Annotated in this window: 25 protein-coding genes and 1 tRNA gene; 14 read left to right on the top strand and 12 right to left on the bottom strand. The window is 71.0% G+C overall.

The features are described from left to right. Positions 1–4: 4 nt before the first annotated feature. Both KUM03_RS21180 and KUM03_RS21175 read right to left on the bottom strand, forming a co-directional pair. On the bottom strand, positions 5–580 hold the full coding sequence (locus KUM03_RS21180) for a TerD family protein (RefSeq protein WP_217250848.1): 576 nt from the start codon (positions 578–580) through the stop codon (positions 5–7). A 60-nt stretch (positions 581–640) separates the two neighbouring features. Next, the gene (locus KUM03_RS21175; RefSeq protein ID WP_217250847.1) at positions 641–907 is read right to left on the bottom strand and encodes a GlsB/YeaQ/YmgE family stress response membrane protein; all 267 of its coding nucleotides are present in this window, start codon (positions 905–907) and stop codon (positions 641–643) included. Positions 908–1,014: 107 nt separating this feature from the next. Here KUM03_RS21175 and KUM03_RS21170 point away from each other — a divergent pair, with 107 nt between their 5' ends. Beyond that, entirely contained in the window at positions 1,015–2,130 is a 1,116-nt protein-coding gene (locus KUM03_RS21170; RefSeq protein WP_217250846.1) for an ABC transporter substrate-binding protein, read from the top strand. Between the two features lie 371 nt (positions 2,131–2,501). On the opposite strand, the gene KUM03_RS21165 is transcribed toward KUM03_RS21170, so the two are convergent. Further along, positions 2,502–3,746, bottom strand: coding sequence for a cation:proton antiporter (locus KUM03_RS21165; RefSeq protein ID WP_217250845.1), 1,245 nt, complete (start codon positions 3,744–3,746; stop codon positions 2,502–2,504). Between the two features lie 174 nt (positions 3,747–3,920). On the opposite strand from KUM03_RS21165, the gene KUM03_RS21160 reads away from it, so the two are divergent. Both KUM03_RS21160 and KUM03_RS21155 read left to right on the top strand, forming a co-directional pair. Next, entirely contained in the window at positions 3,921–4,358 is a 438-nt protein-coding gene (locus KUM03_RS21160) for an NfeD family protein (protein ID WP_217250844.1), read from the top strand. Between the two features lie 71 nt (positions 4,359–4,429). Continuing rightward, positions 4,430–5,569: an SPFH domain-containing protein gene (locus KUM03_RS21155; protein WP_217250843.1), complete on the top strand. Its 1,140-nt coding sequence runs from the start codon at positions 4,430–4,432 to the stop codon at positions 5,567–5,569. Between the two features lie 5 nt (positions 5,570–5,574). Here KUM03_RS21155 and KUM03_RS21150 read toward each other — a convergent pair whose 3' ends face one another. Beyond that, a complete protein-coding gene (locus KUM03_RS21150; protein WP_217250864.1) occupies positions 5,575–6,261 on the bottom strand; it encodes an alpha/beta fold hydrolase in 687 nt (228 codons plus the stop codon). A gap of 90 nt (positions 6,262–6,351) precedes the next feature. Here KUM03_RS21150 and KUM03_RS21145 point away from each other — a divergent pair, with 90 nt between their 5' ends. After that, complete coding sequence (locus KUM03_RS21145) at positions 6,352–7,314, top strand: YafY family protein (RefSeq protein WP_217250842.1); 963 nt, start codon at positions 6,352–6,354, stop codon at positions 7,312–7,314. Positions 7,315–7,358: 44 nt separating this feature from the next. Here KUM03_RS21145 and KUM03_RS21140 read toward each other — a convergent pair whose 3' ends face one another. From KUM03_RS21140 to KUM03_RS21125, 4 genes are all read right to left on the bottom strand, one after another. Next, the gene (locus KUM03_RS21140) at positions 7,359–7,517 is read right to left on the bottom strand and encodes a hypothetical protein (protein ID WP_254399653.1); all 159 of its coding nucleotides are present in this window, start codon (positions 7,515–7,517) and stop codon (positions 7,359–7,361) included. A 213-nt stretch (positions 7,518–7,730) separates the two neighbouring features. Then, complete coding sequence (locus tag KUM03_RS21135; protein ID WP_217250841.1) at positions 7,731–8,564, bottom strand: PIG-L family deacetylase; 834 nt, start codon at positions 8,562–8,564, stop codon at positions 7,731–7,733. A gap of 509 nt (positions 8,565–9,073) precedes the next feature. Continuing rightward, a complete protein-coding gene (locus tag KUM03_RS21130; RefSeq protein WP_217250840.1) occupies positions 9,074–9,640 on the bottom strand; it encodes a Uma2 family endonuclease in 567 nt (188 codons plus the stop codon). Positions 9,641–10,006: 366 nt separating this feature from the next. After that, a complete protein-coding gene (locus KUM03_RS21125) occupies positions 10,007–10,624 on the bottom strand; it encodes a TetR/AcrR family transcriptional regulator (RefSeq protein ID WP_217250839.1) in 618 nt (205 codons plus the stop codon). Positions 10,625–10,738: 114 nt separating this feature from the next. On the opposite strand from KUM03_RS21125, the gene KUM03_RS21120 reads away from it, so the two are divergent. Continuing rightward, a complete protein-coding gene (locus tag KUM03_RS21120) occupies positions 10,739–11,650 on the top strand; it encodes an alpha/beta fold hydrolase (protein WP_217250838.1) in 912 nt (303 codons plus the stop codon). Positions 11,651–11,902: 252 nt separating this feature from the next. Here KUM03_RS21120 and KUM03_RS21115 read toward each other — a convergent pair. Beyond that, positions 11,903–11,973, bottom strand: a tRNA-Gly gene (locus tag KUM03_RS21115). A gap of 581 nt (positions 11,974–12,554) precedes the next feature. Between KUM03_RS21115 and dcd the strand changes: the two genes are divergently transcribed. Both dcd and KUM03_RS21105 read left to right on the top strand, forming a co-directional pair. Further along, positions 12,555–13,130: a dCTP deaminase gene (gene dcd / locus KUM03_RS21110; RefSeq protein ID WP_217250837.1), complete on the top strand. Its 576-nt coding sequence runs from the start codon at positions 12,555–12,557 to the stop codon at positions 13,128–13,130. Positions 13,131–13,143: 13 nt separating this feature from the next. Continuing rightward, positions 13,144–13,641, top strand: coding sequence for a phosphoribosyltransferase (locus tag KUM03_RS21105; protein ID WP_043371585.1), 498 nt, complete (start codon positions 13,144–13,146; stop codon positions 13,639–13,641). An 85-nt stretch (positions 13,642–13,726) separates the two neighbouring features. Here the strand turns inward: KUM03_RS21105 and KUM03_RS21100 are convergent, their stop codons facing one another. Next, positions 13,727–14,755, bottom strand: coding sequence for a Yip1 family protein (locus KUM03_RS21100; protein ID WP_217250836.1), 1,029 nt, complete (start codon positions 14,753–14,755; stop codon positions 13,727–13,729). Positions 14,756–14,876: 121 nt separating this feature from the next. Then, positions 14,877–17,159: a (Fe-S)-binding protein gene (locus KUM03_RS21095; RefSeq protein WP_217250835.1), complete on the bottom strand. Its 2,283-nt coding sequence runs from the start codon at positions 17,157–17,159 to the stop codon at positions 14,877–14,879. Positions 17,160–17,427: 268 nt separating this feature from the next. Between KUM03_RS21095 and KUM03_RS21090 the strand changes: the two genes are divergently transcribed. The 7 genes from KUM03_RS21090 (at position 17,428) to KUM03_RS21060 (ending at position 23,480) form a co-directional block, all read left to right on the top strand. Continuing rightward, positions 17,428–18,558: an MraY family glycosyltransferase gene (locus KUM03_RS21090; RefSeq protein WP_217250834.1), complete on the top strand. Its 1,131-nt coding sequence runs from the start codon at positions 17,428–17,430 to the stop codon at positions 18,556–18,558. 95 nt (positions 18,559–18,653) lie between these two features. Then, positions 18,654–20,516: a molecular chaperone DnaK gene (gene dnaK, locus KUM03_RS21085; RefSeq protein ID WP_217250833.1), complete on the top strand. Its 1,863-nt coding sequence runs from the start codon at positions 18,654–18,656 to the stop codon at positions 20,514–20,516. Then, a complete protein-coding gene (gene grpE / locus KUM03_RS21080; protein ID WP_217250832.1) occupies positions 20,513–21,187 on the top strand; it encodes a nucleotide exchange factor GrpE in 675 nt (224 codons plus the stop codon). Before dnaK ends, grpE begins: the two co-directional genes overlap by 4 nt. Before the next feature lie 42 nt (positions 21,188–21,229). Further along, entirely contained in the window at positions 21,230–22,429 is a 1,200-nt protein-coding gene (dnaJ, locus tag KUM03_RS21075; RefSeq protein ID WP_217250831.1) for a molecular chaperone DnaJ, read from the top strand. 5 nt (positions 22,430–22,434) lie between these two features. Next, positions 22,435–22,902: a heat shock protein transcriptional repressor HspR gene (locus KUM03_RS21070; RefSeq protein ID WP_217250830.1), complete on the top strand. Its 468-nt coding sequence runs from the start codon at positions 22,435–22,437 to the stop codon at positions 22,900–22,902. Between the two features lie 154 nt (positions 22,903–23,056). Beyond that, positions 23,057–23,209, top strand: coding sequence for a hypothetical protein (locus KUM03_RS21065; protein ID WP_217250829.1), 153 nt, complete (start codon positions 23,057–23,059; stop codon positions 23,207–23,209). Between the two features lie 10 nt (positions 23,210–23,219). Next, positions 23,220–23,480, top strand: a complete 261-nt coding sequence (locus KUM03_RS21060; protein ID WP_217250828.1) for a hypothetical protein — start codon at positions 23,220–23,222, stop codon at positions 23,478–23,480. A gap of 8 nt (positions 23,481–23,488) precedes the next feature. Here KUM03_RS21060 and KUM03_RS21055 read toward each other — a convergent pair whose 3' ends face one another. Then, positions 23,489–24,469 carry a helix-turn-helix transcriptional regulator gene (locus tag KUM03_RS21055; RefSeq protein WP_217250827.1) on the bottom strand — a complete coding sequence of 327 codons (981 nt, stop codon included), beginning with the start codon at positions 24,467–24,469 and terminating at the stop codon, positions 23,489–23,491. Positions 24,470–24,694 lie beyond the last annotated feature (225 nt).

Genomic DNA, 24,694 nt, shown 5'->3' with positions numbered 1-24,694 from the left:
CGTGTCAGACGTTGACGCCGAAGTCGGCGGCGATACCGGCCAGTCCGGAGGCGTAGCCCTGCCCCACGGCCCGGAACTTCCACTCCGCGCCGTGCCGGTACAGCTCGCCGAAGACCATCGCGGTCTCGGTCGAGGCGTCCTCGGAGAGGTCGTAGCGGGCGATCTCCCGGCCGTCGGCCTGGTTGACGACGCGGATGAAGGCGTTGCGGACCTGGCCGAAGCTCTGGCCGCGGTTGCTCGCGTCGTGGATGGAGACCGGGAAGGCGATCCGGTCGATCTCGGCGGGCACGGCGGCGAGGTTCACCTTGACCGCCTCGTCGTCGCCTTCGCCCTCACCGGTGAGGTTGTCGCCGGTGTGCTCGACCGAACCGTCCGGGCTGGTGAGGTTGTTGTAGAAGACGAAGTGACCGTCCGTCGGGACCTTGCCGGAAGCGTCGAGGAGCAGCGCCGAGGCGTCCAGGTCGTAGTCGGTGCCGGTCGTGGTGCGCACGTCCCAGCCCAGGCCGACCAGTACGGCGGTCAGGCCGGGGGCCTCCTTGCTCAGCGAGACGTTGCCGCCCTTGGCCAGGGACACTCCCATTGCGTACTCCTTCTCGATGTCTGTGACGCGACGTGACAGAGGGCTCGGCGGACATTCCGGTCAGCGCCGGGAGTTGCCGAACAACAGGCGGTAGCCGACCAGCAGCACGAGGGCGCCGACGACGGCGGACCCCCACGTCGCGGCGTCGAAGAACTCCCGCTGCACCGGTCGGTCGAGGAACTCGGCCGACAGCCAGCCGCCGAGGAAGGCACCGGCGATGCCGGTCACCGTCGTGCCGACGCAACCGCCGGGATCCCGTCCGGGCAGGATCGCCTTGGCGATCGCTCCGGCGAGCAGTCCCAGCACCAGCCAGGCGATGACACCCATACTTCCGCGCTCCTTCCCACTGCTGTCCGGACAGCTTAGCTTCTACAAATATGTAGAAGTATGGGTGGTGGCGGTGCCGGGCCGTCGGCACGGGGAGACTGCGACCCATGAACACACCAGCACCCCACCCCGGGCCGCGGCGCTCCACCGGTTCCACCGTCCGGATCGGCGCCCTCGCACCGCTGACCCGGCCCGGCTGGACCGAGGCGGGCCGGCACCTGCTGGCCGGACTCGAACTGGCCGTCGCCGAGGTCAACGACACCGGCGGGGTCGGCGGGCGGCCGCTCGAACTGGTGGTCCGGGACACCGCCGCCGATCCCCGGCGGGCGACCGCGGCCGTGGACGAGCTGGCCGGCCTCGGCGTGGCCGCCCTGGCCGGGGAGTACCACAGCGTCGTCGCCCGCGCCGCCGCCACCAGGGCCGACGTCATAGGGCTGCCGTTCCTCTGCTCGTCGGCCGTGCTCGACGCGCTCACCGACCGGCCGGCCGAATCGGTCGCGCGGCTTCCCCCGCCGCAGTCGCACGGCTGGCGGGCCTACGCGGACTTCCTCCTCGGCGAGGGCCACACCCGTATCGCCGTGGCGGCCGAACCGAGCGCGTACTGGGCCTCGGGCACCCGCATTCTCCGCGACCGCCTCACCCCGCGCGGCGGCACCGTGACCGAACTCGACGCCCGCGCGCTCACGCCCGCCGCCGTGTGCGACGAACTCGCCGCCGACGGAGCCACCGCCCTGCTCCTGCTGACCGGCTTCCCGGACCCGGCCGTGCCGCTCGTCAGGTCCGTCCGCCGCGACCGGCGCCTCGCCGGGCTCCTGACAGGCGCCCCGGCCGGACAGCCGGAGTTCACCGAGTGGGCGGCGCTGCTGGGCGACGACGGCGCCGGCGTCCCCTTCCTGCGGTACCTGCCCGAGCGACTGGGCCCTCTCGGGGCACGCGTCGGGGCGGCCCTGCGGGAGCGGCTGGCCGAGGCGCCCTCCTTCGTCGCCTTCGAGGGCTACGACACCGTCACGGTCCTCGCCGCCATGCTGCGCGCCCACGGCCCGGACCGGGCGAACCTCGCCGCGTCCTGGCCGCACACCGCGGTCGACGGCACCCGCGGCCGGATACGGTTCGACCGCACCCCCGGCACCGGTGTGTGGCAGTGGACCTCGCCCCCGGTCCAGGTCGTCGACCGGGACCCGGCGGCACCCGGCCGCTTCCGGGTGCTGCACGCGGCCGGCTGACCGTCACCCGTCCGCGAGGCCCCCAGCCCGGACACGCCCATGGCGTCCGGCCCCGGACCGGCCGGCCGCGCAGCGGCTCACCGGTCGCCAGGACCTCGTCGGTCAGCGCCCTCGGCGGACAGGCCCCGCACGCCCCGTCCGGCCGGGTCGCAGCGCGTGACCTCCTGTCCGGCGTCGAAGACAGGACGGGCCGCCGCAGTGGTGGCGGCACGGGCCCCCGTGGTGGCATCGGCGGGACGACGAGGAGCACCGCCACCGGTGGCCCTGGCGCTCCACGGCACTGCTCACGGCGTTCGTGCTGGGCGGGTCCAACTTCGCCGCCGCGTCGAAGACAGGACGGCGCGTCGAGTCGGGGCCGGGCCCCGCCCCGCTCACCACGCCTCCGTGTCGTCCGCCGACCCCCGCGCGGGACGGGGTCCGCGGCGCTCGCCCCCTCCCGCCCCGCCGCGCGCCGAACGCGCCCGCGACCGCGCCGCGAGCAGCGGGAGGACGAGCACGGAGATCATCGCGGCGCCGACCAGGGCCGCCGCCCGGTCCGTGCCCAGCAGCTCCTGGTCCACGCCGATGGTCGTGATCGCCACGACGAGGGGCAGGCACGTCGAGGCGAACAGGGCCAGCGCCGTCCCATCGGCGCGGTGCAGGTCCTTCGGGGCGAGGACGTACACGGGCCCGCCGCGCACCAGGACGAACAGCACCAGGAAGGCCGGCACCAGCAGCAGGGCGACCGGGTCGTGCAGCAGGGCGTCGAGGTCGAACTCGATCCCGGTGACCACGTAGAACAACGGCACCAGGAAACCGAACCCCATCGCCTCCACCTTGCCGAGAACCTCCTCGCCGGCCTCCGGCACGGTCCGTTGCAGCACGAGCCGGGTCAGCACCCCGGCGGCGAAGGCACCCAGCAGCACGTCCAGGCCGAACACCTCGGCGAGGCCCAGCATGCAGGCCAGCAGCAGCATGACGAACCGGACCGCGAACTGCCCGCTGCTGTGCAGGGTCCGCTCGGTCAGCTCGCCGAACCACCGGGGGCGCGGGCGCAGCGCCCAGAACACGGCGCCGGCCGTGACCACCCCGAACGCGACGAGCAGGGCCGCCGACTCGGCCGGCCGGCGCCCGCTGAGCAGCAGCGCCATCGCCACGATGGGCCCGAACTCACCGACCGCGCCGAACGCCGCCACCACCGTCCCGAAGCGGCCCCGCAGCTCCCCGCGGTCCCGCAGCATCGGCAGTACGGTCCCCAGCGACGTACTCGTCAGGGCCGTACCGACGACGAACGCCTCGAACACCTCGCCGCCGCTGAACAGGAAGCCCACACCGACACCCAGCGCGAGCGAGACCGGCCACGCCCACAACGCCCGGCGCAGCGTGTCGCCCCGGACCGCGGCGAACTCGATCTCGTAACCGGCCAGGAAGATCAGCATCGACAGCCCGAGGTCGGAGAGCGTGTCGACGACCTCGTCGGGACGCGCCCAGCCCAGCACCTGCGGACCGATGACGATGCCGAGGGCGATCTCGAAGATGACCAGCGGGACCCGGATCCGGCGGCCCGTGAGGTGCACGAGCAGGGGAGCCAGTACGGCGGCCGCCATGATCAGGATCAGGGTGCCGGGGTGGGTCATCGGCGTCCTTCTGGCAGGCGGCTGGCGCGGGCCGTCGTCGCACACGGCCGCTGCCACTCTCACCCGCCGGCCCGCGCCGGACCACCCGGGGTGAGCCGGCGGAGCGAAGACCCTGTCTGCGCGGCGTTCCGGAAGGTACTTTGGTGGGGAAGGCCCCATAAGGAGGGCGATTCGATGCCGTGGTTCGTATGGCTGCTCGCCGCCGCGGCACTGGGTGCCGCGGAGTTCTTCACCTTGACGCTGGTCCTCGGCCTGCTGGCCGGTGCCGCACTGGTCGCCGCCGTGGTCGCAGGGGTGGGCATCGGCCTGCTCGGGCAGCTGGTTGCGCTCGCCGTGGCGGCGGCGGCAGGGCTGGTCCTCGTCCGTCCCGTCGCGCTGCGGCACATGGCCCAGCAGCCCCTCAGCCGCGAGGGCAGCGACGCGCTGATAGGCAAGCGGGCCGAGGTCGTGCAGGAGGTCACCGCGACCCACGGCCTGGTCAAGCTCTCCGGCGAGGAATGGTCCGCCCGTGCCCTCGACGAGAGCCTGGTGATCCCGGTGGGCGCGCTGGTGGACGTCATGGAGATCGAAGGCGCCACGGCCGTGGTCTACCCCCGCGAACTCCTGCCGTGAGGCCATGACCGTGAACGGCTGAGCGGCTGAACGACTGAACGGCTGAACACACAGCAAGCAATGGAGGCACTGTGGACCCAGTTGTCATCCCCATCCTCGTGGCGGCCCTCGTCGTCGTCTTCCTCGTGGCCTCCACCGTGCGGATCGTCCCGCAGGCGCGCCGCTACAACGTCGAGCGGTTCGGCCGCTACCGGCGGACGCTGCAGCCCGGCCTGAACCTGGTCGTGCCGGTGGCGGACCGCATCAACACCAAGCTCGACGTGCGCGAGCAGGTGTATTCGTCCGACCCCCGGCCGGTGATCACCGAGGACAACCTCGTGGTGAACATCGACACGGTGCTCTACTACCAGATCACCGACCCGCGCGCGGCGGCCTACGAGGTCGCCGACTACCTCCAGGCGATCGACCAGCTCACCGTGACGACGCTGCGCAACGTCATCGGCAGCATGGACCTGGAGGAGACCCTGACCTCCCGCGAGGAGATCAACTCCCGGCTGCGCGCCGTCCTCGACGACGCCACCGGCAAGTGGGGCATCCGGGTCAACCGCGTCGAGATCAAGGCCATCGACCCGCCGCACACCATCAAGGAGGCGATGGAGAAGCAGATGCGGGCCGAACGCGACAAGCGCGCGGCCATCCTGCACGCCGAAGGCGAGCGGCAGGCCAAGATCCTCACCGCCGAGGGCACGAGGCAGAAGGACATCCTGGAGGCACAGGGTACGCAGCAGGCCATGATCCTGCGGGCGGACGGCGAGGCCAAGGCGGTGGAGCTGGTCTTCCAGGCCGTCCACCGCAACAACGCCGACCCGAAGGTGCTGGCCTACAAGTACCTGGAGACGCTCCCGCACCTGGCGAGCAGCGACAACAACACGTTCTGGGTGATCCCGGGCGAGCTGACCGAGGCGGTCCGGACCGTCACCCACGCCTTCGGCGACCAGTCGGCGGCGGGCCCCGCGAAGCCGGTGCCGGCGGAGGAGGAGGCCACCGCCGACGCCACCGACACCGCCGACGCCACCGGCACGGCGGCGGGCACGGGGACCCCCGAACTCGGCGCGGCGGGCCGGTCGGTCTCCCTCGACGCCGCCACGGCCGCCGACGAGGCCGGGAAGCAGGCCGCCGCCGCGGTCAACGACGCCAGGGCGGAAGCGGAGGCGGCACAGTCCCCGCAGGTGCCCCACCGGGGACGGACGTCCGGCGACCGATCGACGTAGTGACGTCAGGCGGTGTCGGCCGCCGACGCCAGTACCCGGGCCAGTTCGACCGGCCGGGAGACCATCGGCCAGTGGCCCGAGTCGATGTCGGCGAAGTCGACGTGCTCGGCGCGGGCCAGCTCCGGGACGTCGCCGGCGTCGATCCACGCCTTCGCCTGGGCAGGCGTGAACTCCGGGCACACGAGCACGACCGGGACACCGAACCTGCGCTCGTCCGTCAGCCGCACCACCCCTCGGGCCACACCGGCGGGCACGGGAACCGCGCCCGCCGCCAACCGCTGCCTGGCCGCGTCGTCCAGGTCGGCGGCGTCCGCTCCCTGGAAGGGGTCCCAGCCGGGAAAGGGCATGACGCCGTCGCGCACCTCGAAGAAGTCGGCGTAGGGCTGACCGTCCACGGTCGGGACACCGCCGATCAGGGCGACCCCGGCCACCTTCCCGGGCCGCCGGTCGGCGGCCAGCCAGGCCAGCGTGCAGGCGGCCGAGTGTCCCACCACCATGGGCCTGCCGGGCGCCGCGTCCACCGCGTCGAGCACCGCCGCCAACTGGTCGTCCAGCGTGGCGGACGCGTCACCCACGCCCTGGCCCGGAAGGGTGAGCGGCACCGGGCGATGGCCGAGCGCCGCCAGCGCGGGCACGACGCGGTCCCAGGCGGAGCCGTCCAGCCACAGGCCACCGATGAGCAGAATGTCCATGATCAGTACTCCGTCTTCGTCGTTCACGGCGTGTCGGAGCCACCGTAGAAAGAGATCCGGACGATCTGCTGCCGGTATTAGCCTGTTCCCGTGGTGAACGAACTCAGCCCCACCGCGCGGGCGTTGCGCACCCTGGACATCCTCCGGGCCCGCCCCGTCACCACGGCGGCGGAACTCGCCGAGCGGCTGGACGTGACGGAACGAGCCGCACGCCGGTACGTCGAGATCCTGCGGGAGGCCGGCATCCCCGTGGAGTCGGCCCGGGGCCCGCACGGCGGCTACCGCCTCGGCCGCGGAACGCGGCTGCCCCCCGTGCACTTCACGCAGTCCGAGGCCCTCGGCCTGGTGATGGCCGTACTCGGTGCCCAGCCGGCCGCGGACGACGCCGGCGACCTGGTCGACACCGCGCTGGGCAAGGTCGTCAAGGCGTTGCCGGAGACCGTCGGCCGGCAGGCGGCGAAGCTGCGCGAGTACGCGTCCGCCGCGCCGAACCCGTATGCGACCCGTCCGGACCCGGCCGTGGCCGGCGAAATCGTCGACGCCGTCGCGGCCCGGCGCCGCGTGTCGGTCACCTACCGCGGTGAGGCCGGCGACGAGTGGGAGGCGGAGCTGGACCCGTGGGCCCTCGTCGTCCGCCACGGGCACTGGTACGTGCTGTGCCACTCCCACCGCGCGAACGCGATCCGCACCTACCGGGCCGACCGGGTCCGTACGGTCCGGCCGACCGGGCACGCCTTCGAGCCGCCGGAGGACCTCGACCCGGTGGCGGTGCTGGAGCGGAACCTGGGCCTCGGCTGGGCGTTCCCCACCCGCGTGGTCTTCGACGCCCCGCCGGGCGAGGTCGCCCCGTGGATCCGCCCGCCCATGGGCGTGCTCGAACCCTTGAGGGAGGGCTGCGTGCTGACCGGCAGCACCCGCAACCCGGCCATGTACGCGCAGGAATGGCTGGCGAGGATGCCGTTCGCCTTCCGCGTCCAGGGCGGGGAGGAACTGCGGTCCGCGGTCGCGGCACTCGGCGCACGTCTCACCGCCGCCGCGGAGGGCGACCGCTGACCCGGGGCGACGTCCAGGTGGGGAAACCACCGTGCTCTCGCTGGTCATTCCGGGTAGTCGAGGAGCCGGACCGGGTTCGTGCCGGTGTTCTCCGGGGCGCCGGCGGCGAGCATGTCCAGCACCTTCTGACGGGGAGGGGGCATGAAGAACCGCTCCGCGCCCTCGCGTCCCAGTGCCTGGTGCTCGGCGACGAAGGGGCGCATCGTCTCCTCGTAGGCCGCGAAGGCGGCGGGTGAGCTCCGCCGGAGGCGCGACGGGCGCAACGGTCAGGCGCTGTGCCCGTCACTGCCAACGTCGTGATCAACAGGCGGCACTCACCCAGCGCACACGCCTACCCGGACGTCACCCGGGGGTGCGCCGGGTGATGTCCGCCGCCTCGCGGTCGACGCGCCTTCCCGGCCGGCCCTACGGGCGGATCAGCGCAGTCCGGCGAAGAGATCGTTCTCGGGCAGAGCCGCACCGGTGGCGTCCTGGACACGTACGAAGGTCTCCATGCCCATCAACTCGCCGAACCTCTCCTTCCCCATCTTGAGGAAGAAGATGCTCTCGCCCTGACTGGCATGCGCGGCCAACGCGTCGAACTTCTGACCGCTGTACGCGGTGGTGTCCACCCACGTGGTGATCTCATCGTCAGGCAGGCCGATCTCGGCCATCGCGGCGGCCTCGGCAGGGTCCGGCTCCGGCATGTCCGGATGAAACTCGCGCATGATCTCGCCGAACCGTTGCATCCCCGAGCGGGGCATCGTGGTCCAGTACACCTTCGGAGTCAGCGCGGTCATCTCCAGCGCCGCCATCGTGATGCGGTGGGCCTGGATGTGATCGGGGTGGCCGTAGAAGCCGTTCTCGTCGTAGGTGACGACTACATCGGGACGGTAGTGCCGCATGAGTTCCGCGAGGCGGGCCGCGCCTTCCTCCACGGGGGTCTGCCAGAAGGATCCGGGTGCGTCGTTGCTCGGCCAGCCCACCATCCCGGAGTCGGCGTAGTCCAGCATCTCCAGATCGCTGATCTTCAGGACGCCACAGCTCGCTTCGAGTTCTTGACGCCGCATCAAGGCGACCGTCGCCGGATCGTGCCCGGGCTCGCCCGGCTTGACACCCCCCGCACCGTCACCGCAACCGCCGTCGGTACACGTCACGAGAACCGTGCGGATGCCTTCCGCCGCGTACCGGGCGAGGACGCCTCCGGTTCCGGTGGCCTCGTCGTCGGGGTGGGCGTGTACCGCCATGAGCGTCAAGGGCCGGTCGGTCATGAAACAGTCCTCCCTGCAGAGATACGTCGGTCGATGCAACAGCGCCGCCCGGGCGAGCTGTTCCCGGCATGGCCGCTCGGCTCACGGCGGGTCTGCCGCGCCACCTGCCACTCACGCCGAGGCAGCACGAAAGCCCCAGGTCCCTGACCGGGGCTTGAGCATGGGACACCTGGAGCGGGTGACGAGAATCGAACTCGCGCTCTCAGCTGGGGAAGCGACGGCGCTCGGGTGGCCGCCCTCGTGCTGGCCTGCGGATACGCACTCAACAACGAGGGTGTGCGTCTTGGGTGCGTGCTGCTGTTGACCGTGGCTGTCCGCTCTGAAGGGCACGAGGTGGGCACGGCATGGCGAAGCCGCCACGACCGGAGGCGCGGCGGTGTCCGCGTGGGTTCACGCCCCCGGGCTCCGCTCGTCCGGGGAGCCTCGGTTGCTTTCGCACATGACCCGCAGGTGTCTGCCGGGCGCACCGCTGCAGGCTGATCAGTCCTTCTGCCTGCCTTACGAGCGGTTCAGATTTGGCCGAGGTCGATCTCCGCTGCGAAGGGTGCGGTGATCTTCAGGGTGCCGGCGAACACGTCCCCTTCGCGGTACGTCCTCGTCGCGGGATCGAGCAGGTACGTATACACCAGCGGCGTGCCCGTCGCGGCCTGCTCGATCCGCCAGTAGAAGCCGATCCCGGCCTTGGCGTACTGGTCCACCTTCACGACCCGGTCGGTGGTCTCCGAGCCGGGCGAGACCACCTCGGCCACCAGCAGTACGTGCTCGGGCCGGGTGGGCGTGATGTCGATCGTGTCCGCACGGTAGACGATGACGTCGGGGCGGCGATTGGTCAGCGGGACGTCCTGAAGCCGGACGTCGAAATCCGTGTCGGCGTTCCAGTCGGAGCCGGCTGCGGCGTCCAGGGCGTTCGCCAGGAGTCGGGCCAGCCGGTTGTGCCGCTTGGAGGCGCTGGGGCTCACGACGACCATTCCGTCCACGATCTCGATACCGGCGCACTGCTCCTCGGACCACGACTCGTACTCCTCGGCCGTGATCTGCTGGTGCATCCACGCCGGGGCCACCATCTCGGCAGTCATGACATGCCTCCCGGACACTGTGCGGCGGGCCCGATCCCGCTGCACTCAGCGTACTGACTCCCACGCGCCGGGGTGGCTCGGAGACCTCGGTCGCCTCGATGCTTTCCCTTGTCGAGCGGAAGAGCGGCGTGCTGTGCTCATGGGTATCGGGCTCGACCCACCACGCTGCCGCTCTCGTCGCAGGCCGGCGCCGTGGTCGGACCCGATTTCCTTGCAGTCGTGCCACCAACTCCTGACCTGGGATCGCCTGCTCCGGCGTGGCGCTCGGACGTGCGGAATCGGGCCGCTGCCGACCAAGGAGAGCGTTCCCGCACTCGCCCGCCCGCCACAGGGCACTCGGGAAGCAGGCCGCGAACGGCTGTCGCGTCAGCCGACCGTGTCGACCGAGCGGAAGACGCGGTCGAGGTGGTGGTCCAGGACGGCGGTGGCGGACTCGGGGCTGCGCTGTCCGACAAGGATGCTGGTGCCGAGCCCCGCGGACATCGCGAGCAGGGCGGCCGCCGTCAACCGCGCGTCGACACCGGGCCGCAGCAGATCTGCGGCCTGCGCCTGCAGGAGGATGTCGGACAGGGCGGCTTCGGCGGCGTCGGGGTCCTTGATGAAGGGCTGGGCCGCGAGCGTCCGGTCGGTCACGGCCAGAACGGCGTACGAAGTGTAGAGGTGGTGGAAGACACGGCTTTCCTCGTCGGTCGGCAACGCCGTCATCAGCAGCGCCTCGACCAACGCACGCGGCGCCGGCCCGTCCCCTGCGGCTCGGATCCGGGCGGCGAGCCGCTCCCCGAACTTCCCGGTCAGGTGCCCCAGGCCGAAGAGAAGCAACTTCTCCTTGGTCTCGAAGTAGTACTGCACCAGTCGCAATGACACGCCTGCCTCGGCTGCCACATCGCGCATCCCCACGGCATGCAGTCCGCGTCGCCCGGCGACTCGGACGAGTGCTTCCGCGATCTCGGTCCGCCGTGCCGCATGGTCCACCCGCTTGGGCATCGACTGGTTCTCCGCTCATCGTCCGGTGGGCCCACATCGGGCTCTTTCATGGTACAGCCGTACCAAACACGTGATACGTTCGTACCACGAAACGAGATCCTTCCGGAGGTGGCCGTGCCCGAGACCACTGCCCGCACCCAGGCCGACGTCGGCCGTTATGTGAGCGACGCCTGGCGCGACCGCTACTTCGCCGCCTGTGACGTCGTCTACGCGCTGGGCGCACCCGCCCTGGCGGAGCAGGATGTGGAAACCACGTTCGGTACCACCCACGTGTACCGCTACGGACCCGACGACCCGGCCGCCCAGTCCCGTACCCCGGTCGTCCTGGTGCACGGAGCGGGCTCCTGTTCCGCCATGTGGTACCCGAACACCCCCGCCCTCAGCGCCGACCGCCCCGTCTACGCCCTCGACACCCCCGGCGACCCCGGCCGGAGCGTGCAGCACGAGCCGATCCACCAGCCCGAACGGGCCGCACAGTGGCTGGACGAGACGCTTGCCGGGCTCGGGCTCGAACGCGTCCACCTGGTCGGCACCTCCTACGGAGGCTGGCTCGCCCTGAACCAGGCGCACCGCAGGCCCGAACGCCTCGTCTCGGTCACCCTGCTCGACCCGGGCGGCCTGGAGAAGGTGGGACTGCGTTTCTTCGTCTGGCTCTTCGCCGGCCTCTTCGCGACCTTCGCACCCAAGGCGCTGCGCCCGCGACTGGCGGCCTGGCTGCAACAACCGGTCCTGGTCATGCCCGAGCTGCGCACGATGCTCAGGGCGGCCGTCCGCGCCTACCGAATCCGTCGCCCCGCGCCGCTCCCCCTGTCCGAGGCGGACCTGTCCGCCATCCGTACGCCGCTCTATCTGGTGCTCGGCAAGCGCAGCCAACTGCTGCACCCCGAGCGGCAGATGGAGCGCGTTCCGCGCCTGATACCGGGCGCCCGCGTCGAGATCATCGCCGGTACCGGGCACGGGCCCCAGATCGATCACGCGGAGGAACTGAACCGCAGCATGCTGAACTTCATGGCCTCCGTCGACTGAGAACCGCCGAGCCGACGACCGTTCCGGACAGCCGCGGTGGGCGGCCCGAAGGCCGTCCGGTACGAGACCGCTGTGGTACTTCCGGAGCCCCGCCGGGTCACCGGGGACGGCAAGCTGAGTGGCGGTGCCGTCGTGTCAGCGGAGGACTCTTGCCCTCCGAGTACCCGATCTCCGTGCGCCTGGCAGGCCCGGACCGGAGGCAAATGGCCGACAGAAGACAAGCCCCAGGTCGCTGACCTGGGGCTTCAAGAGAGCGGGTGACGAGAATCGAACTCGCGCTCTCAGCTTGGGAAGCTGATGTTCTACCATTAAACTACACCCGCGAAAGACGCCGACCGAGGTCGGTGCCTGGACGCTCCGTCACTCTACCTCATCGCTGGCCCCCGGTGTTCGTGCCGTGGGGCCAGTGGTCGTTCCGGTGCGGTGATGCGGCTGCGGGGGTGCGGAGTTGAGGCGTACCGTGGGGGCCCCGCAGAGGGTGTGCGTGGGGCCGGAGTGCCGCATGGAGAGTCGTCTCTTTGATCCCGTACTGTGGCATTTGTCGTCAGGGTAGTAGCAAGCCAGACGCGGCTCTTGGGGAAGGGACTTGAAGGACTTGATGGATCGCACCGTCCTCCGCTGTGCCGATGGGCACGTGTTCACCGCCGCCTCGTTTCCGATGCAGCAGGCCGAGCGGCTCGGCCCCGGCCGGCTCGTCCGATGTCCGCGCTGTGCGCGGCTGCGGAGTGCCGTGCCCGTGGGTTCGCAGAAGCGGTAGCAGCGGCAGCAGCGGCAGCGGCAGCAGCAGCAGCAGCGGTAACGGCAGTAACAGCAAGTAGTAGCGGTAGCACAGACGCAGAGCGGGTTCGGCGCGCGGCGCGGCGGCGGTTGTCGCTGCTCCGCGCGCCTTGCGTATCCTCGGTGCGTGCTTCTCTCAGACAAGGACATCCGGGCCGAGATCGACGCCGGGCGGGTCCGCATCGATCCCTTCGACGACTCCATGGTGCAGCCGTCGAGCATCGACGTGCGCCTCGACCGCTACTTCCGGGTGTTCGAGAATCACCGGTACCCGCACATCGACCCCTCCGTCGAGCAGGCGGACCTGACCCGGCTCGTGGAGCCGGAGGGGGACGAGCCGTTCATCCTGCACCCCGGCGAGTTCGTGCTGGCCAGTACGTACGAGGTCGTCACGTTGCCCGACGACCTCGCCTCGCGGCTGGAGGGGAAGAGCTCGCTCGGGCGGCTCGGGCTCGTCACGCACTCCACCGCCGGGTTCATCGACCCGGGCTTCTCCGGACACGTGACGCTCGAACTCAGCAACCTCGCGACGCTGCCCATCAAGCTGTGGCCGGGGATGAAGATCGGACAGCTGTGCATGTTCCGGCTCGCCTCGCCCGCCGAGCACCCCTACGGGAGCGAGCGGTACGGGTCCCGTTACCAGGGACAGCGGGGGCCGACCGCCTCCCGGTCCTTCCTCAACTTCCATCGGACCCAGGTATGAGCAGGACGCGCGCATGAGTGATGTTCGGGAGAATCTGACCTACGAGCAGTTCGGGGTCGCCGTGCGCGAGCTCGCGCAGGCCGTCGCCGACGACGGGTACGAGCCGGACATAGTGCTGTCCATCGCGCGGGGCGGGGTCTTCGTGGCGGGCGGGCTGGCGTACGCGCTGGACTGCAAGAACATCCACCTCGTGAACGTGGAGTTCTACACCGGCGTCGGCACCACGCTCGAGATGCCGGTCATGCTCGCGCCCGTGCCCAACGTCATCGACTTCTCCGAGAAGAAGGTCCTCATCACCGACGACGTCGCCGACACCGGCAAGACGCTCAAGCTGGTGCGGGACTTCTGCCTCGACACGGTCGCCGAGGTCCGCAGCGCGGTGATCTATGAGAAGTCCCACTCGCTCGTCCAGTGCGAGTACGTATGGAAGCGGACCGATCAGTGGATCAACTTCCCGTGGTCCGTGCAGGAGCCCGTCGTGCGGCGGGCCGGGCAGGTGCTCGACGCCTGAGCGTCGAGAAGGACGTGGTGTGTGAAGGGCCCCCGGCGTCGGGCGAATCGCGCCGGGGGCCCTTCACACGCGCCATGCCGTTCCGTCAGAACGTGCCGAGCTTCACGATCGACAGCAGCGCGATCAGCTGGATCGCGGACGCGCCGAGCGCCTTCGGCCACGGGAGGTCGTGGGAGCGGCTGACCATGAGGGTCAGCAGGACGCCGCCCGCGATCCAGGTGGCCCAGCCGAGGATCTGGACGAAGGGCGCGTCACCGCCGGCGAACATCGCGACGACCAGGCGCGGGGCGTCGGTGAGCGACATGATCAGCATGGAGAGGCCGACCGTCGGCTGCCACGCGCCGTCGCCGCCGAGCTGGCGGGCCAGGGTGTGGGTGACCACGCCCAGCACGAAGGCGCTCAGCACCATCGCGACGGCCGTCGTCAGCACGATCGGGATCGCGTTCGAGAGGGTGGCGTTGATCGCCTCCTCGCGGGCGGTGTCGAAGCCGAAGACGGCCAGCAGCCCGTAGAGGAACGTCACGACGAGCGCCGGCGCCCACATCGCGTAGTCCCGCATCTGGAGGTAGGTCTGGTTGGGGGCGAGGATCACGCCCTTCAGCAGTGCCTTCCAGTGCAGGCGTGGGCCGACCGGGCCGGGCGGCGGGGCGGAGCCGGCGCGGTAGGTCTCGCCCTGGTTGTACGGGTCGTCGCCGACCGTGAACGCCTGGGTGTGGCCCGGGTTGTTGGCCGCGTAGGGGTCGTGCGGGGCGTGGCCGCCGTGCGGGCCGCCACCCTGGCCGTATCCGCCGTCGCCGAAGTACTCCGGCTCGCCGTGACCGCCTCCGTGACCGCCGTGGTGCGGCTGTGGCCACGGTGAGCCGCCGGGGCCGGGGGCGCCACCTCCGTACGGCTGCTGCGGGTACGGCGGCTGAGGCGTCGCGGGACCGCCGTACGACGGTCCCTGGGGCGCCTGCTGTCCGTACGGTGGGTTTTGCGGTCGCGCGTGCGGAGCGCCGTTGTCCCGGCCGCGTCCGATCCTGAATCCAGCCACGCCTTCGAACGTACCTGGTCCCGCAGAGTGACGTGCGGGGCCCGGCCGTTCGGGGGGTCCTTTGCGGCCGACCTGTGACATCCCCTACGGGAGGTCCCCCACGTCCCCCCGAGGGCCCTGAGGGCTGCCTCGTACTGCGGCACCCCCAGGTCCGCTCGGGACCTGGGGGTGCCGGGTGTCGGTGGCGGACCGAGGGGAGCCGTTACTTCACCGGCTCCGGCGTCGGCTCGTTCTCCGTCTCTTCCTCGCCGGCCGGGTCGGCCGGGGTCTTCACGGACTCCAGCAGGAGCTGGGCGACGTCGACGACCTGGATGGATTCCTTGGCCTTGCCGTCGTTCTTCTTGCCGTTGACCGAGTCGGTGAGCATGACGAGGCAGAAGGGGCAGGCGGTGGAGACGATGTCGGGGTTGACCGACAGGGCCTCGTCCACGCGCTCGTTGTTGATGCGCTTGCCGATCCGCTCCTCCATCCACATCCGCGCGCCGCCGGCGCCGCAGCAGAAGCCGCGCTCCTTGTGGCGGTGCATCTCCTCGTTGCGGACGCCGGGGACGGAGGCGATGATCTCGCGCGGGGGCGTGTAGATCTTGTTGTGACGGCCCAGGTAGCAGGGGTCGTGGTACGTGATGATGCCCTCGACCGGGGTGACCGGGGTCAGCTTGCCCTCGTCGACCAGGTGCTGGAGCAGCTGGGTGTGGTGGATGACCTCGTAGTCGCCGCCGAGCTGCGGGTACTCGTTGCCGAGGGTGTTGAGGCAGTGCGGGCAGGTCGCGACGATCTTCTTCGCCGACTTGGGCTTCGCCGACTCGGGCAGGACCTTGCCGTCGTCGTCCATCTCCTCGCCGAAGGCGGCGTTGAGGGACATGACGTTCTCCATACCGAGCTCCTGGAACAGGGGCTCGTTGCCGAGGCGGCGGGCGGAGTCACCGGTGCACTTCTCGTCGCCGCCCATGATGGCGAACTTGACGCCCGCCATGTGCAGCAGCTCGGCGAAGGCCTTCGTCGTCTTCTTGGCGCGGTCCTCCAGGGCACCGGCGCAGCCGACCCAGTACAGGTACTCGACCTCGGTGAGGTCCTCGATGTCCTTGCCGACGACCGGGACCTCGAAGTCGACCTCCTTGAGCCACTCCAGGCGCTGCTTCTTCGCCAGGCCCCAGGGGTTGCCCTTCTTCTCCAGGTTCTTGAGCATCGTGCCCGCCTCGGACGGGAACGCGGACTCGATCATGACCTGGTAGCGGCGCATGTCGACGATGTGGTCGACGTGCTCGATGTCCACCGGGCACTGCTCGACGCAGGCGCCGCAGGTGGTGCAGGACCACAGGACGTCCGGGTCGATGACGCCGTTCTCTTCCAGGGTGCCGACCAGCGGACGCTCGGCCTCCGCGAGGGCCGCCGCGGGGACACCGGCGAGCTGCTCCTCGGACGCCTTCTCCTCGCCCTCCGTCGTCTTGCCGCCGCCGGCCAGCAGGTAGGGGGCCTTGGCGTGCGCGTGGTCGCGCAGGGACATGATCAGGAGCTTGGGGGAGAGCGGCTTGCCGGTGTTCCACGCGGGGCACTGCGACTGGCAGCGGCCGCACTCGGTGCAGGTGGAGAAGTCGAGCAGGCCCTTCCAGGAGAAGTGCTCGACCTGGGAGACGCCGAAGACGTCGTCCTCACCGGGGTCGGTGAAGTCGATCGGCTTGCCGCCCGACGTCATCGGGAGCAGCGCGCCGAGGGAGACGTCGCCGTCGGCGTTGCGCTTGAACCAGATGTTCGGGAAGGCCAGGAAGCGGTGCCAGGCCACGCCCATGTCGGTCTTCAGGGCGACCGTGATCATCCAGATGAAGGAGGTGGTGATCTTCAGGCCGGCGAAGAAGTAGACCAGGTTCTGGAGGGTCGACAGGTCCAGGTCCTGGAGGGCGGAGACGACCGGGTACGAGATGAAGAACGACGCCTCGTAGCCGTCCACGTGGTGCAGGGCGCCCTCGAGGGCGTGCAGCATGAAGATGCAGACGCCGACGACGAGGATGACGGCCTCGACGAAGTACGCCTGGCCGAAGTTGGAGCCCCCGAAGCGGGACTTGCGACCCGGCTTGCGCGGGTGGCTGAGCTGCCGGATGACGATCAGCGCGAGGATGCCGAGCACCGTCATGGTGCCGATGAACTCGACGAAGACGTTGTACGGCGCCCAGTCGCCGATGACCGGCAGGATCCAGTCGGCCTGGAAGAGCTGGCCGACGGCGTTGACGATCGTCAGCAGCAGGGAGAAGAAGCCCACCGCCACGAACCAGTGCGCCACCCCGACGATGCCCCAGCGGTTCATCCGGGTGTGGCCGAGGAACTCCCGGACCACGGTGACCGTGCGCTGCACGGGTTCGTCGGTCCGCGTTCCGGCCGGTACGGGCTGGCCCAGCCGCATGGAGTTGTAGATCTGCAGGACGGCGCGGCCGAACAGTGCCACGCCGACCACGATCAGGACCAGCGACACGATGATCGCGGCGAGTTGCATTTGGGGGCTCCTCGGGCCTGCGAGGTTGCGAGGGGGCGGTATTGCACTTAGTGCCGCTCGGTATCGGTATTACTAAGCGGTAACTTAATCAGTCTGTCTGAGACTACCCCCATCCTCCGCCGCACTGTAGTCGGACGTGCGGTGATCTGTGTCGCTGAGGCAACCCTGACCGGCGGGGCGGCGTCGGGCGGGGTCGGCCGGCCGGGCGCCACGCCGGTCCCGGGTGCCATTCATAGCAATTCGTGATATTCGGCATAGTTTATGCCCCGTGCTCTACGGGATCGCCGCCGCCACCGCCTCCTTCCTCCTCGCCGCCCTCCTCGCGGGGCTGCTGAGGGCGCCCGCCCTGCGCCTCGGCCTCGTCGACCGGCGCCGCCGACGGCCCGTCCCCCTGCTCGGCGGGGCGGCCGTCGTCCTCGTGACCGGGCTGGTCGCGTGGGCGGGGGAGTGGACCGGCGTCGTGCCGCTCGGCCCGGCGGTCGGGCGGCTGCTGACGGCGGCCGTCGCCGTAGGTGCGCTCGGCCTCGCCGTCGACGTGTGGCGGCTGCGGCGGCGGTGGGTGGTCGCCGGTACGGCCCTCGCGGCGGCGTGCGTGGTGCCGTACGGCGTGACCGGGCCGGTGGCCGGAGGGCTCGCCGTGGTCTGGATCGCGCTGGTCGCCGCCGCCTTCCAGGGGCTCGACCACGCCGACGGGGTGGCCGGCACGGTGGGGGTCGTGACGGCCTTCGGGGTCGCCGCCTGTGCCGCCGCCGAGGTGATGGACGCGCTCGCGGTGCTGCTGAGCGTGCTGGCTGCCGCGCTGACCGGGTTCCTGCTGCACAACTGGCACCCCGCGCGGGTCGCGCTCGGGGCGTGCGGTTCGCTCTTCGCGGGTTTCCTGCTGGCGGGAGCGGCGGTGTTCACCCGCGCGGGGCACGATCCCGGGGCCGGGGCGGGGGTGCTGTTCGCGCTGACCGCGGTGGCGGGCGCCGACGCCGTCCTCGTGGTCCTCTCCCGTCGGCTGGCCGGGCGGCCCCTGCTGCGGGGCGGGCCCGACCATCTCGCCCACCGGCTGCGCCGGCTCGGGCTGACCCCGCAGGGCGCGGTGACCGTACTCGGCGTGGCCTCGTTCACGGGGGTACTCGTAGGCGTGCTCGTGCACACCGGATGGGCCGGCCGGGTGGCGGTGCTGTGGGTGGCGGGCGGCGCGGTCGTCGCGGTGGCGGCGCTGTCGCGCGTACGGGTCTACGGGTCGGCGCGCCGGGCGCGTGCCGTTTCCCGGGAACCGTCAGGGGCAACCGCAGTGCCGTGCGCCGCGTCCCCCCAGAGGGTCCCGCAGAGGCCGATTTTTCCGGTTCGCCAGACCCGAGGTGCCGAGAACCCGCAGGTCAGAGCGTCGTTGCGCGTAAGGAATGGATAAGAGTTGAGTCTGCCTGACTCACCTCTGTTGACCCAGCCAGCGGGGTCGTGCACACTTGAGCCTGTTCCACTCAAGTCAGCTGGAGGTTATTCACCATGGCACGTGCGGTCGGCATCGACCTGGGCACGACTAACTCCGTCGTCAGCGTTCTGGAGGGCGGCGAGCCCACCGTCATCACCAACGCCGAGGGCGCCAGGACCACGCCGTCCGTCGTCGCCTTCGCCAAGAACGGCGAGGTGCTGGTCGGCGAGGTGGCCAAGCGCCAGGCGGTCACGAACGTCGACAGGACCATCCGGTCGGTCAAGCGCCACATGGGCACCGACTGGAAGATCAACCTGGACGGCAAGGACTTCAACCCGCAGCAGATCAGCGCCTTCGTGCTGCAGAAGCTGAAGCGGGACGCCGAGTCCTACCTGGGCGAGAAGGTGACCGACGCGGTCATCACCGTCCCGGCGTACTTCAACGACGCCGAGCGCCAGGCCACCAAGGAGGCCGGTGAGATCGCGGGCCTGAACGTCCTGCGCATCGTCAACGAGCCGACGGCCGCCGCGCTGGCGTACGGCCTCGACAAGGACGAGCAGATCATCCTCGTCTTCGACCTCGGTGGCGGCACCTTCGACGTCTCGCTGCTGGAGATCGGCGACGGTGTCGTCGAGGTGAAGGCCACCAACGGTGACAACCACCTCGGTGGCGACGACTGGGACCAGCGCGTCGTCGACTACCTGGTCAAGCAGTTCCAGTCCGGCCACGGCGTGGACCTGGGCAAGGACAAGATGGCCCTCCAGCGCCTGCGTGAGGCCGCCGAGAAGGCCAAGATCGAGCTGTCCTCGTCCACCGAGACCTCGATCAACCTGCCCTACATCACGGCCTCCGCCGAGGGCCCGCTGCACCTGGACGAGAAGCTCACCCGCGCCCAGTTCCAGCAGCTGACGTCCGACCTGCTGGAGCGCTGCAAGACGCCGTTCCACAACGTCATCAAGGACGCCGGCATCCAGCTGTCCGAGATCGACCACGTCGTCCTCGTCGGTGGCTCCACCCGTATGCCCGCCGTCGCCGAGCTGGTCAAGGAGCTGACCGGCGGCAAGGACGCCAACAAGGGCGTCAACCCGGACGAGGTCGTCGCCATCGGCGCCGCCCTGCAGGCCGGTGTCCTCAAGGGCGAGGTCAAGGACGTCCTGCTCCTCGACGTCACCCCGCTGTCCCTCGGCATCGAGACCAAGGGCGGCATCATGACCAAGCTGATCGAGCGGAACACGACGATCCCGACGAAGCGTTCGGAGATCTTCACCACCGCCGAGGACAACCAGCCCTCCGTGCAGATCCAGGTCTACCAGGGCGAGCGCGAGATCGCGGCGTACAACAAGAAGCTCGGCATGTTCGAGCTGACCGGTCTGCCCCCGGCGCCGCGCGGCGTCCCGCAGATCGAGGTCGCCTTCGACATCGACGCCAACGGCATCATGCACGTCACGGCGAAGGACCTCGGCACCGGCAAGGAGCAGAAGATGACCGTCACCGGCGGCTCCTCGCTGCCGAAGGACGAGGTCGACCGGATGCGCCAGGAGGCCGAGAAGTACGCGGAGGAGGACCACGCCCGCCGCGAGGCCGCCGAGTCCCGCAACCAGGGCGAGCAGCTCGTCTACCAGACGGAGAAGTTCCTCAAGGACAACGAGGACAAGGTCCCCGGCGAGGTGAAGACCGAGGTCGAGGAGGCCGTCGGCGAGCTGAAGGAGAAGCTCAAGGGCGAGGACACCGCCGAGATCCGCACCGCCACCGAGAAGGTCGCCGCCGTCTCGCAGAAGCTGGGCCAGGCCATGTACGCCGACGCCCAGGGCGCGCAGGCCGCCGGCGGCGAGGCTCCGGGCGCCGACGCGGGTGCCGGTGCCGACGGCAAGGGTGCCGACGACGACGTCGTCGACGCCGAGATCGTCGACGACGAGCGCAAGGACGGTGCCGCGTGACGGAGGAGACCCCGGGTTTCGACGAGAAGCCCGACGTCCCCTCCGGCGCCGCCCCTGAAGACGCCGAGCCGCAGGCCGCCTCCGAAGAGGGGGCGGCCCCGGCCGGGGACGCGAGCGAGAACGCGGGCCTGGTGGCCCAGCTGGACCAGACGCGCACGGCGCTCAACGAGCGCACGGCCGACCTCCAGCGCCTCCAGGCCGAGTACCAGAACTACCGCCGTCGGGTGGAGCGGGACCGCGTCGCGGTCAAGGAGGTCGCCGTGGCGAACCTCCTGTCCGAGCTGCTTCCCGTGCTCGACGACATCGGCCGCGCCCGGGAGCACGGCGAGGTCGTCGGCGGCTTCAAGTCGGTCGCGGAGTCGCTGGAGTCGGTCATCGCCAAGATGGGCCTCCAGCAGTTCGGCAAGGAGGGTGAGCCCTTCGACCCGACGATCCACGAGGCCCTGATGCACTCCTACGCACCGGACGTCACGGAGACGACCTGCGTGGCGATCCTGCAGCCCGGGTACCGGATCGGCGAGCGCACCATCCGCCCCGCGCGGGTGGCGGTGGCCGAGCCGCAGCCCGGCGCCCAGTCGGTCAAGCCGGCCGAGGACGCGACGGAGGCACAGGACGCCGACTCGAAGGACGACGGCGGGACCAAGGAGAGCGGTGGCCCGGACGAGGGCTGAGCTCGAAGTGACGGACAAGGCGCGAGAGGAGGGACGTCGGGGATGAGTACCAAGGACTTCATCGAGAAGGACTACTACAAGGTTCTCGGCGTCCCCAAGGACGCCACCGAGGCCGAGATCAAGAAGGCGTACCGGAAGCTCGCCCGCGAGAACCACCCGGACGCCAACAAGGGGAACGTCAAGGCGGAGGAGCGCTTCAAGGAGATCTCCGAGGCCAACGACATCCTCGGTGACCCCAAGAAGCGCAAGGAGTACGACGAGGCCCGCGCCCTCTTCGGCAACGGCGGTTTCCGCCCGGGGCCGGGCGCGGGCGGCGGCGGCACCTTCAACTTCGACCTGGGCGACCTCTTCGGGGGCGGCGCCCAGGGCGGGGCCGGTCAGGGTGGCGCCGGCGGTTTCGGCGGCGGCCTCGGTGACGTCTTCGGGGGCCTGTTCAACCGCACCGGCGGCGGACCCGGCACCGGCACGCGCACCCAGCCGCGCCGCGGCCAGGACATCGAGTCCGAGGTCACCCTCAGCTTCACCGAGGCCATCGAGGGCGCCACGGTCCCGCTGCGGATGTCCTCGCAGGCACCCTGCAAGGCCTGTTCGGGCACCGGCGACAAGAACGGCACGCCGCGCGTGTGCCCGACCTGCGTCGGCACCGGGCAGGTCGCCCGGGGTTCGGGCGGCGGCTTCTCGCTCACCGACCCGTGCCCGGACTGCAAGGGCCGCGGCCTGATCGCCGAGGACCCCTGCGACGTCTGCAAGGGCTCCGGACGCGCCAAGTCCTCCCGGACGATGCAGGTCCGCATCCCGGCCGGGGTCTCCGACGGGCAGCGCATCCGGCTGCGGGGCAAGGGCACGCCGGGCGAGCGGGGCGGACCGGCGGGCGACCTGTACGTGGTCGTGCACGTCAAGGAGCACCCCGTCTTCGGCCGCCGAGGCGACAACCTCACGGTCACCGTCCCGGTGACGTACGCGGAGGCCGCCCTCGGCGGCGAGGTCCGGGTCCCGACCCTCGGCGGCCCGCCGGTCACGCTGAAGCTGCCCGCGGGCACGCCCAACGGCCGCACCATGCGCGCCCGGGGCAAGGGCGCGGTCCGCAAGGACGGCACCCGCGGCGATCTCCTGGTCACCGTCGAGGTGAGTGTTCCGAAGGACCTGACGGGGAAGGCTCGTGACGCGCTCGAGGCGTATCGCGAGGCGACCGCGGACGAGGATCCGCGGGCGGAGCTGTTCCAGGCCGCGAAGGGAGCTTGATCGAGATGGACGGCCGTAGTCCCCGCCGGCGCGGGGGTTTCTCACCGTACGAACTGACCGAGGACACCCCGGTCTACGTCATCTCGGTGGCTGCCCAGCTCTCCGGTCTGCACCCGCAGACCCTGCGCCAGTACGACCGCCTCGGCCTGGTCTCCCCGGACCGCACGGCCGGGCGCGGCCGGCGCTACTCGGCCCGCGACATCGAACTGCTCCGCCAGGTGCAGCAGTTGTCGCAGGACGAGGGCATCAACCTGGCCGGCATCAAGCGCATCATCGAACTGGAGAACCAGGTCGCCGCGCTCCAGGCGCGCCTGGCCGAGATGCAGGACGCCCTCGACGGCGCCGCCACGGCGATGCGCCAGCGCGAGGCGGCGGTGCACGCCTCGTACCGCCGGGACCTGGTCCCGTACCAGGAGGTCCAGCAGACCAGCGCCCTGGTGGTGTGGCGTCCCAAGCGGCAGCAGTCGGACTGACGGCGACTCGTCGCGGGGGCCCGGGAGTTCGTACTGGACTCCCGGGCCCCTGCGCGTGCGCGGTGCCCGGCTGACAGCAAGTGCCCCGCCCCGTGCAGCATCCTGACAGCGAGCCGTCTGGAGGGGGCGCCCGCGCGCTGGCAGAGTCGGGGGCATGGACGACAGGGGGAAATCGCGGATGGGCAAGATCTTCGGTACCGGGTTCAGGGCGCTCGTGCTGGCACTGCTCGTGGCACTGCCGCTGGGCACGGCGGTGGGCGCGGGCGGCGGGCCGTCGGTCAGAGTCTCGGTCAACGGCTGGCAGTGAGACGGAAGAGATGACGGAGACGGAGTTCCAGGACCTGGTGCTGGTGTGCGGGCGGCCGGGCACCGCGCCCGCCGCGACCGCCGTGGTCAGACTCCTGGGCAAGTTGCCCGGGGGGTGGGAGCGTTCCTGGCGACTCGACGAGACGGGGGGCCGGATCCAGCTGCGGATCCGGCCCCCCGCCGGTTCACCCGGCTCCGCCGTACAGGCGTGGCTGGCCGGTGCCCTGGACGACCCGGCGCTGCGGGCCTGGCGGGCCGAGGAGGCCGGGTGACGTGACGGTCACACCCAGCCCCGCTCCCGGGCCAGCAGCGCCGCGTGCGGGCGGTTGCTGGCGTCCAGGACGCGCAGGACGTCGGCCACGTGCCGGCGGTAGGTGCGCAGGGAGACGCCCAGCTCGCGCGCGCCGATCTCGTCCTTGGTGACGCGGCACATGGACCTGAGCACGTCCAGTTCCACCGGCGAGAGGCTGACGTCGTCCGCGGGCGGGCCCCCGAGCACCCGGTCCAGGTCCGTGGCCTGGTCCCAGATCTTCTCGAAGAGGGACAACAGCCCGGCGACCAGCCCCGGTTCCTGGGCGACCAGGGCGCCGCGCGAGGTGTCCCCGGGGTCGGCCGGCACCAGGGCGGTGTGCCGGTCGTAGACGAGGACGCGTTCGGCTATGTCCGGCGCGACCCGTATCTCCGCGCCGAGGGAGCCGAGTTCGCGCAGGTACGCCGCCGTCCCGGGGTCGTCGAGCGCCTCCCGCAGGACGACGTTGCGGATGCGCACGCCCCGGCGCAGACAGCGGGCGTCCAGGGGACGCGCGTGCTCGATGTTCTCGGGCGTGAGCGCCTGGTACGGCTCGACCGACAGGATCTCCCGGCGGGCGAAGAAGGCGAGGTCGTCGATCCGGTGCCGGATCTGTGCGAGGTCCGTCATCCGTTCCACGCCGCCGGCCGCGGGCGGGTGCGCGCCCTGTTCCGCGCGCAGTTCGGCGACCAGGTGGCGGGGTCTGGTCACCTGCTGCAACTCGTGGTGCAGCTCGCTCAGCCGGCGGTCGGTGAGCAGGCCGACCGCGATCTCGGGGTCCGCCGACGTCAGGGTGTCCTCCCGCGCGCCGGGCCTCAGCAGGCCGAGTCCGGCCAGGCGGTCCAGCACGGCGCGCACGTCCTGCTGCGGTGCGCCGAAGAGCAGGTGGATGTCCTCGGCCGTGGTCCCCGGGTTCCTCAGGAAGTGGCGGTAGACCCGCTCCTCCATGGCGGTGAGCCCCAACAGGCCCATGCTGCCCTCATTCTTCATCCTTCCCCCGTGATCGTCGTACCGGCCGGTCCGGTGGAGGCGTCGCCGGGTGCGGATGGTCAGGCCCGCGGCGAAGCGGAATCCACCGAAATGATCACCACCCAGGGTAATGCGTTGGTCAAGACCCGGTGCCGAGGTCGGCAGGATGGTGTCGCGCCGGTGCAGCAAGCTGCTGTCTGCGGGGCGTGCCCCGGGCCGCGACTCTTG

The sequence above is a fragment of the Streptomyces sp. AC602_WCS936 genome (assembly GCF_019049125.1).
Taxonomy (GTDB): domain Bacteria; phylum Actinomycetota; class Actinomycetes; order Streptomycetales; family Streptomycetaceae; genus Streptomyces.
The sequence above is the reverse complement of the archived record's forward strand: the minus strand, read 5'-3'. Positions and strand labels throughout refer to the sequence as shown.